Here is a 12,297-nt window from a genome sequence, read left to right as displayed (position 1 = left end):
TGGGCAGCAGGACGCTGTTTGACCAGTCTGGTCAGCCGTCTGGTCATCAGCGTGCTGGTGCCCGGGCCGGCGGGCCTCCTGAACAGCTCGTCGGTGTCGAATCACCGAGCAGCATCAGGAGGCCCCGGTGCCGCAGCGTTCCGTGTCGATGGCCGGGCGGTCCAGCTCGGTCGCCCTGGAGTGTGACCGTCTGGCTCGCCGGTTCGGAGACGCTGAGTGGGCCGTGGGCCGGTCGCTGCTGCCGGTGCCGGGCCGGCTACCCACAATGGGCTTCACAACAGGCCGAGGTCCCGGGCGCGGAGCGCCGCCTGGGTGCGGTCGCGTAGGGCGAGGCGGGTGAGGATGCGGGAGACGTGGTTCTTGACCGTGCCCTCGCTGAGGTAGAGGCGTGCGGCGATCTCCCGGTTGGTGTGGCCGTGTGCCAGGAGCCGCAGGATGTCCGTCTCGCGTGGGCTCAGCGAGACGGCGGGAGGCGCGTCGGCGGGGGCGGGGGACGGCAGGGCGGCGGTGAGGTGGCGGGCGACGGAGGAGTCGAGCTGGGTGACGCCGGCGTGCGCCAGGCGTACCGCGTGGGCGAGTTCCTCGGCGGGCAGGTCCTTGAGCAGGTAGCCGTGGGCTCCGGCGCGCAGTGCCTGTACGACGTACTCCTCGTCGTCGAACGTCGTCAGCATCACCACTCGGCACTCCGGCGCCCGGCCGCGCAGGACGGCCACCGCCTCGACTCCGTCCATCTCCGGCATCCGGACGTCCATGAGGATGACGTCCGGGTCCAGCTCCAGGGTCTTCGCCACGGCGTCCCGGCCGTCCACGGCCGTACCGACGATCTCGATGCCCGGCCGGATGGACAGCAGGGACGCGATGCCGTCCCGGATGAGCCGCTGGTCATCCACCACCAGCACCCGTACAGACGTCTGCGTCGGCCCCTGATCCATGTCACATCTCCCCCGTCTTCCCGCGCGGAACGGTCACCGTCAGTCGTGTACCGGCGCCCGGGCCGCTGTCGATTTCCACCCTCCCCGCCACCAGCTGCACCCGTTCCCTCATCCCGACGAGCCCGAACCCGGTGACGGCCGCGTCCGGTGCGAAGCCGCGGCCGTCGTCCGTCACCACCAGCCGCGCGTTGTCCCCGGCCAGCCGGACCACCACCGTCACCCGCGAGGCGAGCGCATGACGGCGCGCGTTGGTCACGCCCTCCTGCGCGGCCCGGTACAGGGCGGTCAGCTCGGCCGTGCCGTAGCCGTCCTCGTCGCCGCTCACCTCGACGGTGACCCGCGGCGGCGCCCCGCCGTCTCGCGCCAGGCCGGCCAGCGCGGCCGACAGCGCGGGGCGCGCCGCCTCGCCGCGCAGCGCGCGGACCGACTGCCGTACGTCGCCCAGCGCGAGCCGCACCGACCGCCTCGCCTCGTTCAGCGCCCGCTGGGCCGCGTCGGGGTCCAGGGCCCGGAAGTCCGAGGCCATCTCCAACTGCACTGACATCGCGGTGAGATGGTGACCGAGGCTGTCGTGGATGTCCCGGGCCAGCCGGTTGCGTTCGGTGGCGGCGGACAGCGCGGCGACCCGGGCGGCGGACTCCTGGAGTTCGAGCCGCGCGCGCTGCTCGTCGACGGCCACGGCGGCCATGGAGAGCGCCAGCACCAGGCCGACGGTGAGCATCAGCAGATCGGAGACGTGCTCCAGGTCTTGGTACCAGCCGGGTGCGGTCAGCAGGTACGCGGTGAGCAGCCCGGCCGGGCACAGGGCGCCCAGCGCGAGCGCGGTCGTGCGGCCGAAGGCGAAGTATGCGGTGAACGGCACCAGCACGACCAGCACTTGGGACAGTCCCGAGGCGTCGAGGAGCACCACCGCGCCGATCAGACCGCACCGCGCCAGCAGCAGCGGCACCCGGACCGCGGGCCGGCGGTGTCCCGCCGCCTCCAGGGCGAAAAGCGCCCCGATCGCGGCGACGAAGCCGACCGTCCGCCACACCGTCGGCCCCGGGCCGTCGCCCAGGCCGGCCGCCGCGTAGTACAGACCGCCGACGAGCACCGCGCCGTACAGCAGAGGCGCCACCCACCGCACGGGCACATACGCCGCCATGCGCACCCCCTCACCCGCTGTCGCCAGGCTAAGCCGAACGCGGCCTCCGAGTGACCCCGGCGGGGAAACTCCGGCCGCGTCGGGCCGAGCGGCACATGCCGAACGGCCGTGCAGTGCCCGGGAGATGGTGACCTTCGGCCACCGATGTCGCCGCCCTTCACCTCCCGTCGCCCATCGCCCGCTCCCTACGGTTGCCGCCCTGACCCACTGTCCGAGCAACCGGAGCGGTCCCATGTCCTCGCCCATCACCTCATCGACAGTCCGTGCCGGTGCCCTGTGCGGTGTGCTGTCCGGCCTGCTGCTCGCCCTGCCCGCGCTGATCGAGGTATTCACCGGGGAGACCTCCGCGACCAGCGTCCCGCTCGCCCTGTCCCCGGCGTTCGCCCTGCCGCTGCTCACCGCGCTGCACCGGCGGCAGAGTGCGGCCACCGGCAGCTTCGGGGACGTCGCCCACACCGTGAACCTCATCGGTCTCGGCCTGTTCGGTGGTGCCGCGTTCGCCGCGAACCTGGTGCTGTTCTACTTCGACGACGACGCCCTGGACGAGACCCTGACCGGCCCCACGATCCCCGTGCTCATCGGTTCCGCGACCGTCTTCGCCGTAGGTTGCGCCCTGTTCGGGGCGGCCCTGCTCCGCGCCCGGGTGTTCCCAAGGATCCCGTCGTGGGGGTACGCCGTCGTCCTGCCACTGTTCGCGTTCTTGACCTCGCTGCCGGAGTCCCTGCTCACGAGCTCGCTGCACATCCTGGTCGGCGTCATCCTGATCTGGCTCTCGGCCGCCCTGTTGCACACCCCGCGGACCGGGGAGACGCGTCAGGGTTGAGTCAGGGGCGGCTCAGGGGTGACGCGTTGACGCATTGAGCCAGTAACGCATCGAGCCCCAGGCCGGAGGCCTGGGGCTCGATGGTGAGGACCGGGGGAGTGGATGACGGGAGGCGAGAACGGACTCGCGATGCCTCAGCTCTGCGGCCGGGACTGCCCGGAACCCGGTTCCATGATCTCTCCCTGAATGACACGGGGCGTCGACCGCTCCTCGGTCCCGGCCTCGGCTCGGTCGTCCTTCGCCGCCCTGGCCTCGGCCTTGAGGATGCGGGCCGACTTGCCTGCGGAGCGGGCCAGTTCGGGGAGTTTCCTGGCGCCGAGGACGAGTATGACGACGATGAGGATGATCGCTAGTTCGCTCAGTCCGAACATTCGGGTCCTGTCTCTGGGCGGGCGCGGCGACGGGTCAGACGCCGACGCCGAAGTCGGAGGCGATCCCGGCGAGGCCGGACGCGTAACCCTGGCCCACCGCACGGAACTTCCAGTCCGCACCGTTGCGGTACAGCTCGCCGAAGACCATGGCAGTCTCCGTGGCCGCGTCCTCCGACAGGTCGTAGCGGGCGAGCTCGGCGCCGCCGGCCTGGTTGACGACTCGGATGAACGCACCCCGGACCTGGCCGAAGCTCTGGCCGCGGTTCTCGGCGTCGTGGATGGACACGGGGAAGACGATCTTCGCGACCTCGGCGGGCACGGCCGCGAGGTTCACCTTGACGGACTCGTCGTCGCCCTCGCCCTCGCCGGTCAGGTTGTCGCCGGTGTGCTCGACCGAACCGTCCGGGCTCTTCAGGTTGTTGTAGAAGATGAAGTGCTGGTCGGAGAGGACCTTGCCCGACTCGTCGACCAGGAGGGCGGACGCGTCGAGGTCGTAGTCGGTGCCCGTCGTGGTCCGTACGTCCCAGCCCAGGCCGACCAGTACGGCGGTCAGGCCCGGCGCCTCCTTGCTGAGCGAGACATTGCCGCCTTTGGACAGGGAAACTCCCACGCTGCTCTCCTCCTTGGTGCGCACTGCTCGGCATGTACGGTCCGGGCCCGCGGTACAGACCCGGATTCGAAATCTACAGCACTGTAGAAAATGTGGAAGGCTGTATCCAGGCATGTATCCAGGCATGTGTCCGGGCAACGCGGCTTCTACGATGCAATGCCCGCGCAGTGGATGTATCGCTCGTGAAGTACTCGGCTAGGACCTGTCCGGCCGATCAAGTCGCAGGAAAGCAGATGCGCGTGCCACACCCCGCGTCTGCGGCATGATCGGCCGGACAGGTCCCAGGGAAGGGAGACAGGACGTGACGGACCGGCGGCAGCGTCCCCGGCGGGGGCAGGGTGAACTGGAGGCGCAGGTTCTGTCGGCCCTGCGCGAGGCGGAGGGGCCCGCGACCGCGGGCTGGGTACAGGAGCGGCTCGGCTCGGACCTTGCCTATACGACCGTGGTCACGATCCTGACCCGGCTGCTGGACAAGGGGGCGGTGACCCGCGAGCGCGCGGGCCGGTCGTTCGCCTGGACCCCGGCGTCCGACGAGGCAGGGCTCGCCGCGCGCAAGATGCGCAAGGTACTGGACAGCGAGCGGAACCGGGAAGCCGTCCTCGCGAGCTTCGTCACCGCGCTGGGCCCGGACGACGAACGGCTGCTGCGCGAACTGCTGGGGCAGCCCGAAGCGGAGAGGGAAGACTGAACGCATGGGGGTGTTCGTCTTTCTGCCGCTGGTGCTGCCGTTGACTGCGTGGCCGGTCGCCCGGCTGGCCGAGCAGCACCTGCATCCGCAGACGGCCACGCGGCTGCTGACCGGCGTGGCCGTCGTCATGGCGGCGTGCAGCACCGTGTGTCTGGGCCTGCTGATGGTCGTCGGCACCGCGCAACTGCCCGGCAATCCGCTGCCCGACGGCTGGTCGGACCCCGAGGTGCGTGAGGCCGTCCCGTACGACGAGGTGGCAGGGAAGGTGGCCATCCCCGCACTGCTCGCCGTGCTGGTGGCGTGCGGCAGGAGTCTGTGGCGGCACGGTCGAGTACGCCGCCGGGCTCACCGCGCACTGGCCGGACTGCCCGGCAGGGAGATCGCGGTGCTGCCGGACGAGGTGCCGTACGCGTATGCCCTGCCCGGCACCGGTCACGGCGTCCGGGACCGGGTCGTGGTCACCACAGCCCTGCTGTCCCGTCTCGAACCCGCCGAGCGCCGCGCCCTGTTCGCCCACGAACGCGTGCATCTGGCGGCCCGGCACCACCGGTTCCTGCTGGCCGTACAACTGGCGGCGCGCGCCAATCCGTTCCTGCGTCCGCTGAGTACGGCGGTGTCCTGCACGACGGAGCGATGGGCGGACGAGGACGCCGCCCGTGCCGTCGGTGCGCGCGCGGTAGTGGCCCGCGCGATCGGCAAGGCGGCGCTGGTCTCCAGAGGCACCCCGGCGCCGACCCTCGCGGGTTTTGCGGCACCGGGGCCGGTGCCGCGTCGTGTCGCGGCGCTACTCAAGTCGGCCCCCGCAGCCCGCAGTTGGCCATCCATGTTCACGGCGGTGGGCCTCGCGGCCTGGGCGGCGGCGGCCGGCACCGCGGTGTCCGCGCTGGCCTCCGCGAACTCCGCGGTCACGATGGTCCTCATCCTGCACGCGGCGACGCCACTCTGAGGGCACGCGGGCGGCCCCGGGATCGGCCTTCGCCGGGCGGTTCCTGCCCGCCCAGGTCCGCTCGTCGGCGCCGCTCGTGTGCTCCCGTGACTGCTCAACGCCGCCCCCTCAACCGATGAACCTTGGTTCGTATGGTTCGTATGTCGTAGGGCGGGACGCGGCAGCGGGCCTTCCTGTTCCGGGCCGACGTCTCGTCGGCGTACGGCCCGGCTGCCTCAGAAGGTCAGAGGTCGAACTCGTGCGGCGGCAGGTCGAGCGCGAAGCACGCCTCGCGCACGATCGCCTGCTCGGTCTTGTCGAAGTCGCCGTCGGCACCGCCGATGACGATGCCGATCTGGATGACTGCACGTGCCTCGGCGGGCTTCTTCTTCGCCTTGGCGATCTCCTGGAGGACGCTGACCTTGCCGAAGGCGAAGTCGGCGGTCAGCTTGTTCAGGTTGTCGTCGAAGCGGCGACGCAGGTCGTCGGCGTTGAAGTTCTGCAACACCTCGTTCGTGGCGATGAGTTGGGCGACGCGCTGCCGCTCGGACGGGTCGATGGTGCCGTCGGCGGCCGCGACCAGCGCGCACATCGCCATGCCGGCGTCGCGGAAGGCGCCGCTCTTGAGGTCGTTCTTCTTCGCCTCGAGCTGGGTCTGCATCGTCGATGCGGACTCCTTGATGCGGTCCCACAGGGCCATGAGAGCTCCGTACGGTGTCTGAGGTGTGTCCGGGCCGGGGCGGCCCGGACAGCATTCTTCTACAGCAATGTAGAAGCTATCAGTCAGCCGTTCACCTGGTCTCTTGCGAGGAGGCCCTGGCGTTTACGCCGGGGAGGAATCGCATCCCGTGACAGCGACGCGGGCGCGGAGCGCCGCTGCGACTTGCTCGGCGGAGCCGAGTGCGGGCGAACGCATGTACTCATGTTCGCTGATGGGTGTGATCGTGACGGGAGAGGGGCGCGGGCGTGTGGATCTCGTACGTATGGTCGTCCGGCAGGGGTGGGTGACCGGTACTTCGGGCGGGGGTGAGGGTGTGGCGGAAGCGGCAGGGGCTGACGGCGCGGGGCATGCCCGGTACACGTTCCGGCTTCGCGTGTCGTCCACCGCCCACGTGCTGCTGATGGCGGAGTGGGACCGGTGCCGGTGGGTGTGGAACGAGTGCGTGGCCAAGTCGAAGCAGGCCCACGCCTGGAACAAGAACCGTCCCGAGGGCACCGACAAGCGCACCTGCGGCCCGGCGCAGCTCGACAAGATGCTGACCGACGCCCGTGCTCGCACGCCGTGGCTGCGTGAGGGCTCCAGCGTTCCGCAGCAGCAACTCATCCGGGATTTCGGCAGGTCCAAGGCCAAGGCTCACAAGGACATCCGCGGTCGGGTTTTGCAGCATCGCCGGGCCGGGATGCCGAAGTGGAAGAAGAAGCGCGAGACGCTGCCCACGCTGAACTACACCCGGCGCGGCTTCCGTCTCAAAGACGGCAGGCTGTGTCTGGCGGGCGGCATCGCCTTGACGGTGGTGTGGTCGCGAGATCTTCCGGCCGACCCGTCATCGGTGCGCGTGTATCAGGACAGCCTTGGGCACTGGTACGCGAGCTTCGTCGTCCCCGCCGAGGTGCGGCCGCTTGCCGGGACCGGCCGCGTGATCGGCATCGACTGGGGTGTGAAGGAGACTGCGACCACCACCAGCGACGCCCATGACCTCCCCCACGCCCAGCACGGGCGCAGGGCCGAGGAGAAGCTGTCCCGGTACGACCGGATGATGGCCCGCCGCAAGCCCGCCAAGGGGCAAGCGGCCTCCAAGGGTTACCGCGAGGCCAGGAAGTGGCGGGCGAAGACATACCAGAAGATCGCCCGCCGGCGGCAGGACGCCGGGCGTAAGTGGGCGAAGAAGGTCGTGACCGACCACGACGCGATCGCTGTCGAGGACTTCAAGCCGAAGTTCCTCGCCAGGACCACCATGGCCAAGAAGGCCGCCGACGCCGCCATCGGCGCCACCAAACAGGCCCTGATGGAGATGGGCCGCAAGCACGGACGCATCGTGCACCTGGTACACCCCGCGCACACCACGATGGACTGCGCGCACTGCGGAGCGAGAGCCAAGCACGCACTGCCGCTGGGAGAACGCATCTACACCTGCACCGTGTGCAACACCGTGTCCCCACGGGACAAGAACTCCGCACACGTGATGCTTGTCCGGGCTGGTCTCAACCCGGCTGGTGTCGAGGGCATAAGACCATCCGGGGCGCCGCCCCGGATGGCTGCCTGAGCCAGGAATCCCCTCCCTCCAGGGAGGGGAGGATTCAATCTTCCTCGTCCCCCTCGAAGAAGTCGCCCACCTCGTCGATGACTTCGGCCGCCACCATGCCGCCGACGACACCGACCGCCAGCCCCGCCGCGCCCGCGGCAACCGCGGTGCCCATCCCCGGACCGGAACGGTGGTCGTGCTCGTCGTGCCCGTGTGAGCCGTGCCCGTACGCGGCATGGGAGCCGTACGACGCCCGGTGCTCGACCGACTGCCGTATCCAGCCGTCGACTTCGGCGGGCCAGTCGCGGACGTCGTGGTGGCCGACCGTGAACCGGGTGATCGCGTCGTGGCCCGGGGAGAGGAAGCCGCCGCGCTTGTCCGCCTCCAGCACCACTTCCAAGCCGCCCGGACCGGCGAGGAAGGTCAGCTCGATCTCGTTGACGGTGTGGGCGTACTGGGGCGACGGGGTGAGCTCGATCTCCTGGTAGAAGGGGAGCTGCTGACCGGTGCCGCCGATCCGGCCGTACTCCAGATCCGCGGACCGGAACCCGAAACCGAGCTGCCCGAGCGCCTCCAGGATCGCCTCCTGTACGGGCAGCGGCCCGACGGTCAGCTGGTCGAGGTCGCCCTTGTCCCTCGCGCCCGCCACCGACAGCTCCGTACGCACACCCAGGACGATGCCCAGGCCCTGCCCGTACAGCTCGGTGATCGGGGTCTCCCACGGCAGCGTGACGCCGAACCGGACACTGCGCTCCTCGCCCTCGGTGAGCCGGAAGCCGCCGCCGACGGTGAACCGTTCGAAGACGACCGCGCCGTCGCTCTCCCCGTCATCGTGCTCGGCCTCGACCCGCGCCACCAGCTCCAGCGTGATGTGCTCGATGTCGAAGTCGGCGCTGCCGCCCTTGACATGGACCTGGCCCGACAGCGTTCCGCCGGGCGGAGCGGTGCCCGGGTCGAGGACCGTGTCCACCGTGGGCCCGCCCACGCCGAGCGAGCCGAGCAGCCGTTTGAACACCATGGTGGCGTCCACTCCTTCACGTTCGTATGCGCGTGGTTCTACGTGCATGTAGAAGATTAGGTCGAGGGGAGGCGTGAGAAGGCGGTAGGGCGTCGGATCCCGCTGCTTGGCGGGCCCCTGGCTGAGTGAGGTTTTTTGCGGTGCCTTTACAGTGGGTGTAGAGACAGGCAACCCTGTCTCTACACCCACCGACCTCGTACGAGAACCAGAAGGAGCGACAGTCCCGCCATGGGCGAGCCTCCCAGTACAAGCCGTGCCATTTCCCACCCGCGACGTATGAGCACGGGGACGGGGGTGGCACGGTGACCGAGGTCCTGCTTCTCCTGCTGGCCCTGCTCCTCACTCTCATCTGCGCGCTGTTCGTGGCGGCAGAGTTCTCTCTGACCACCGTCGAGCGTGGCGATGTGGAGCGCGCCGCCGAGGTGGGTGAGCGGGGCGCGGACGGCGCGCTGAAGGCGGTCCGCCGCCTGACTTTCCAGCTGTCCGGTGCCCAGCTCGGCATCACCGTCGCCTCGCTGCTGATCGGCATGCTCGCGGAGCCGTCGCTCGCCGCTCTGCTGCGCGGGCCGTTGGAGGCGGCGGGGCTGGGCGGCGCTGCCTCGTCCGTGGCGACCGTGCTGGGTGTGGTCGTCTCCACCGTCGTCCTGATGGTGGTGGGCGAGCTGGTGCCGAAGAACTGGGCGATCTCCCGCCCGCTGGCGGTCGCGAAGGTGGTGGCGGGCCCGCAGCGCGGCTTCACGGCCGCGTTCGGGCCGTTCATCCACCACCTCAACAACACCGCGAACCGCTTCGTACGCCGCTTCGGCCTGGAGCCCGCCGAGGAGCTGGCCTCCGCCCGCAGCCCCGAGGAACTGGTCGCGCTCGCCCAGCACTCGGCCGCCCAGGGCGCGCTGGAGCCGGACTCCGCCGAACTCTTCGTACGCACCCTGCACCTGAGCGAGCTGACGGCCGAGAACGTGATGACACCGCGCGTGGACGTGCGGGCGCTGGAGGCCCACGCCACGGCCGCCGACGCCGCCAACCTCACCCACGCCACCGGACTGTCCCGCTTCCCGGTCTACCGCGACAGCCTCGACGAGGTCGTCGGCACCGTCCACATCCGCGACGTACTGGCTCTGGAACCCGGGAAACGGGCCGTCACGCCGGTCACCGAGCTGGCCACCGACCCGCTGCTGGTGCCCGACAGCCTGCCCGCCGACCGGCTGCTGGACCGGATGCGCGCGAGTCGCACCATGGCCATCGTCATCGACGAGTACGGCGGTACGGCGGGTGTGGCGACGGTGGAGGACATCGTCGAGGAGGTCGTCGGCGAGGTCCGCGACGAGCACGACCCGATCGAGGTCCCCGATCTGCTGCCCGCGCCCGCCACGGCGGACGGCCGCGCGGTGTGGGAGGCGGACGGCGGCGTACGGATCGACGAGCTGGTTGCCATAGGACTGATCGCGCCCGAGGGGCCGTACGAGACCGTCGCCGGCCTTGTCGCCACCCGGCTTTCCCGCATCCCCGCCAAGGGTGACATCGTCGGCCTCGACGGCTGGCAGCTGACCGTGCTGGACGTCGACCACCACCGCGCCGACCGGGTTCGCATCACCGAACCGGTGGCCGTGCTGCACCAGGTCACGGAGGAAGCCCGATGACCATCGTCCAGCTCGCCATCGGAGCTCTCACCCTGCTGACCAACGCGTTCTTCGTCGGCGCGGAGTTCGCCCTGATCTCCGTACGCCGCAGTCAGATCGAACCCCGCGCCCAGGAGGGCGACAAGCGCGCCCGGATGACCCTGTGGGGTCTGCGGCACATCTCCGCGATGATGGCTACCGCCCAGCTCGGCATCACCGTCTCCTCCCTGGTGCTCGGCGCGGTCGCCGAGCCCGCGATCGCGCACCTGCTGGAGCCCGCCTTCGAGGCGGCGCACATCCCGCACGGCCTGGTGCACCCGATCGCCTTCGTCATCGCGCTGACCGTGGCGACGTATCTGCACATGCTGATCGGCGAGATGGTCCCGAAGAACATCGCGCTCGCGGCGCCCGTGCCGACGGCTCTGTTCCTCGGCCCGCCCCTCGTGGCCCTCACCCGGGCCCTGAAGCCGGTGATCTTCGGCATCAACGCCTTCGCCAACGCCCTGCTGAAGCTGCTGCGGGTGGATCCGAAGGATGAGGTGGAGTCGGTCTTCACCGACGACCAGCTCGCCCGCATGGTCGTCGACTCCAGCGCGGCCGGGCTGCTCACGCCCGCCGACGGCGAGCGGCTGCGCGATGCGCTCGAGCTGGGTACCCGCCCGATCGGCGAGATCCTCGTCCCGGTGCCGAAGATGCGTACCGTGGACCACACCGTCACCCCGGCGCGGCTGGAGCGGGCGGCCGCCGAGGCAGGCTTCTCCCGCTTCCCGGTCACGGACGAGGACGGCACCCTGCTCGGCTACCTGCACATCAAGGACACCCTGGGCGTCACCGACCGAGACCGGCCCTTCCCGCGTACCGCCCTGCACCCCGTCACCAGGGTCCGCATCGACACCCCGCTCGACGACACCCTCACCGCCCTGCGCGCCATGGGCAGCCACCTGGCCGCGGTCACCGGCGAGAGGGGCGCCGTCCTCGGCTTCGTCACCATGGAGGACGTGCTCTCGGAGCTGGTCGGCCCGGCCCCGGCCACCACGTGACGGCCCTCGAACCGTTCGCCGCGCATGGCTTCGAGGCGACCTCGACCCGTGCGGTGGCAGCCATGGCGGGTCTGTAGCCCGCGCTGGTGACCGCGCGGCGGGGTGTGCGTGAGGTCTGGTCTGCGACAGCGGCCATAGTGGCTCCGCCCTCGAATACCGGGGCGGGGCCACTGCGCGTCGGAGGGGGAATCCGCTGCGGACATGTCACGCCAATCGGGCACCCCGCTGACGGACATCAGGACCGGACAGTACGAGTGCTTCGACCGCATGGTCCTCGACTTCAAGGCCGGCTCGACGGCCGGGGCGCTCGGCTATCGCGTCAAGTACGTCGACAAGCTGACCTCCGGTCTCTCGGAGATCCCTGTCTCCGGCGGGGCGATCCTGCAGATCGCCACGGGCCCGAACTACGACCCGTCGACCGGCTCGGAGTCGTACCCGGGGCAGCACGCGCAGCCGCTGCCCGGAGTGGACCTCACGGGCTACCAGACGTTCAAGGACACCCGCTACGTCGACGCCCTTGAGGACGACGTGGTGCTAGGGCGTGTTTCGAAAGTCCCGCCTGCCCCGCGGCGTCTGGCACGCACGCTCGCGGCGTTGCCGAAACGCCCGAATAGCTCCGCTATTAGGGCGCTCCGGCGCCTTGCGATCGCACGCACCAGACGCCGCGAGGCGCGCCCTTCGGGCGGACGACGGGACTTTCGAAACACGCCCTAGTAGGACTCCGTTAGGTCTTCCGGTCGGGCCTGTTCGGGAGCATGGTGAGTGTGTGGATGCACACCAAGTGAACCGTGTACGGGCGACGTTGGCGTTATTCGTGGCTGACGTATTCGCGTCGGTGCCGCGGAAGGACCAGCGGGCCAAGGGTGACTGCTATCTGCGGGGTCTGA

The 12,297-nt window shown here is 70.3% G+C and carries 13 protein-coding genes; 7 read left to right on the top strand and 6 right to left on the bottom strand.

Going from position 1 to position 12,297, the window contains the following annotated elements; translation table 11 throughout:
* Positions 1 to 272: 272 nt before the first annotated feature.
* Together AB0D57_RS25805 and AB0D57_RS25800 are read right to left on the bottom strand one after the other, a co-directional pair.
* Complete coding sequence (locus AB0D57_RS25805; RefSeq protein ID WP_362077459.1) at positions 273 to 932, bottom strand: response regulator transcription factor; 660 nt, start codon at positions 930 to 932, stop codon at positions 273 to 275.
* Position 933: 1 nt separating this feature from the next.
* Positions 934 to 2,076, bottom strand: a complete 1,143-nt coding sequence (locus AB0D57_RS25800; RefSeq protein ID WP_362077456.1) for a sensor histidine kinase — start codon at positions 2,074 to 2,076, stop codon at positions 934 to 936.
* 232 nt (positions 2,077 to 2,308) lie between these two features.
* Here AB0D57_RS25800 and AB0D57_RS25795 point away from each other — a divergent pair, with 232 nt between their 5' ends.
* Positions 2,309 to 2,899 (top strand): hypothetical protein, encoded by a 591-nt coding sequence (locus AB0D57_RS25795; protein ID WP_362077452.1) that lies wholly within the window; start codon positions 2,309 to 2,311, stop codon positions 2,897 to 2,899.
* 134 nt (positions 2,900 to 3,033) lie between these two features.
* Here AB0D57_RS25795 and AB0D57_RS25790 read toward each other — a convergent pair whose 3' ends face one another.
* Together AB0D57_RS25790 and AB0D57_RS25785 are read right to left on the bottom strand one after the other, a co-directional pair.
* Positions 3,034 to 3,270, bottom strand: coding sequence for a twin-arginine translocase TatA/TatE family subunit (locus AB0D57_RS25790; RefSeq protein ID WP_362077449.1), 237 nt, complete (start codon positions 3,268 to 3,270; stop codon positions 3,034 to 3,036).
* A gap of 34 nt (positions 3,271 to 3,304) precedes the next feature.
* Entirely contained in the window at positions 3,305 to 3,880 is a 576-nt protein-coding gene (locus AB0D57_RS25785; protein ID WP_362077446.1) for a TerD family protein, read from the bottom strand.
* Between the two features lie 301 nt (positions 3,881 to 4,181).
* Between AB0D57_RS25785 and AB0D57_RS25780 the strand changes: the two genes are divergently transcribed.
* A complete protein-coding gene (locus AB0D57_RS25780; RefSeq protein WP_362077443.1) occupies positions 4,182 to 4,568 on the top strand; it encodes a BlaI/MecI/CopY family transcriptional regulator in 387 nt (128 codons plus the stop codon).
* 4 nt (positions 4,569 to 4,572) lie between these two features.
* Positions 4,573 to 5,514 (top strand): M56 family metallopeptidase, encoded by a 942-nt coding sequence (locus AB0D57_RS25775; protein ID WP_362077440.1) that lies wholly within the window; start codon positions 4,573 to 4,575, stop codon positions 5,512 to 5,514.
* A 223-nt stretch (positions 5,515 to 5,737) separates the two neighbouring features.
* Here the strand turns inward: AB0D57_RS25775 and AB0D57_RS25770 are convergent, their stop codons facing one another.
* On the bottom strand, positions 5,738 to 6,193 hold the full coding sequence (locus AB0D57_RS25770; protein ID WP_362077437.1) for a TerB family tellurite resistance protein: 456 nt from the start codon (positions 6,191 to 6,193) through the stop codon (positions 5,738 to 5,740).
* A gap of 334 nt (positions 6,194 to 6,527) precedes the next feature.
* Between AB0D57_RS25770 and AB0D57_RS25765 the strand changes: the two genes are divergently transcribed.
* Positions 6,528 to 7,757 carry a transposase gene (locus AB0D57_RS25765; protein ID WP_362077587.1) on the top strand — a complete coding sequence of 410 codons (1,230 nt, stop codon included), beginning with the start codon at positions 6,528 to 6,530 and terminating at the stop codon, positions 7,755 to 7,757.
* Between the two features lie 34 nt (positions 7,758 to 7,791).
* Here AB0D57_RS25765 and AB0D57_RS25760 read toward each other — a convergent pair whose 3' ends face one another.
* Entirely contained in the window at positions 7,792 to 8,754 is a 963-nt protein-coding gene (locus tag AB0D57_RS25760; protein ID WP_362077434.1) for a sporulation protein, read from the bottom strand.
* Positions 8,755 to 9,056: 302 nt separating this feature from the next.
* Here AB0D57_RS25760 and AB0D57_RS25755 point away from each other — a divergent pair, with 302 nt between their 5' ends.
* The 3 genes from AB0D57_RS25755 to AB0D57_RS25745 all read left to right on the top strand — a co-directional run bounded on the left by AB0D57_RS25755 (position 9,057) and on the right by AB0D57_RS25745 (position 12,124).
* Positions 9,057 to 10,391, top strand: a complete 1,335-nt coding sequence (locus AB0D57_RS25755) for a hemolysin family protein (protein ID WP_362077431.1) — start codon at positions 9,057 to 9,059, stop codon at positions 10,389 to 10,391.
* A complete protein-coding gene (locus AB0D57_RS25750) occupies positions 10,388 to 11,410 on the top strand; it encodes a hemolysin family protein (protein ID WP_362077428.1) in 1,023 nt (340 codons plus the stop codon). Before AB0D57_RS25755 ends, AB0D57_RS25750 begins: the two co-directional genes overlap by 4 nt.
* A gap of 201 nt (positions 11,411 to 11,611) precedes the next feature.
* On the top strand, positions 11,612 to 12,124 hold the full coding sequence (locus AB0D57_RS25745; RefSeq protein WP_362077425.1) for a hypothetical protein: 513 nt from the start codon (positions 11,612 to 11,614) through the stop codon (positions 12,122 to 12,124).
* The last annotated feature ends 173 nt before the right edge of the window (positions 12,125 to 12,297 follow it).

This window comes from Streptomyces sp. NPDC048275 (assembly GCF_040652275.1).
Classification (GTDB): Bacteria; Actinomycetota; Actinomycetes; order Streptomycetales; family Streptomycetaceae; genus Streptomyces.
Note: the sequence above shows the minus strand (reverse complement) of the source record. Positions and strands in the feature narration are given on the sequence as shown.

Coding starts and splice junctions, on each gene's coding strand:
- AB0D57_RS25795 (WP_362077452.1), top strand. CDS start 2,309: ATGTCCTCGCCCATCACCTCATCGACAGTCCGTGCCGGTGCCCTGTGC.
- AB0D57_RS25760 (WP_362077434.1), bottom strand. CDS start 8,754: ATGGTGTTCAAACGGCTGCTCGGCTCGCTCGGCGTGGGCGGGCCCACG.
- AB0D57_RS25805 (WP_362077459.1), bottom strand. CDS start 932: ATGGATCAGGGGCCGACGCAGACGTCTGTACGGGTGCTGGTGGTGGAT.
- AB0D57_RS25800 (WP_362077456.1), bottom strand. CDS start 2,076: ATGGCGGCGTATGTGCCCGTGCGGTGGGTGGCGCCTCTGCTGTACGGC.
- AB0D57_RS25745 (WP_362077425.1), top strand. CDS start 11,612: ATGTCACGCCAATCGGGCACCCCGCTGACGGACATCAGGACCGGACAG.
- AB0D57_RS25770 (WP_362077437.1), bottom strand. CDS start 6,193: ATGGCCCTGTGGGACCGCATCAAGGAGTCCGCATCGACGATGCAGACC.
- AB0D57_RS25750 (WP_362077428.1), top strand. CDS start 10,388: ATGACCATCGTCCAGCTCGCCATCGGAGCTCTCACCCTGCTGACCAAC.
- AB0D57_RS25790 (WP_362077449.1), bottom strand. CDS start 3,270: ATGTTCGGACTGAGCGAACTAGCGATCATCCTCATCGTCGTCATACTC.
- AB0D57_RS25775 (WP_362077440.1), top strand. CDS start 4,573: ATGGGGGTGTTCGTCTTTCTGCCGCTGGTGCTGCCGTTGACTGCGTGG.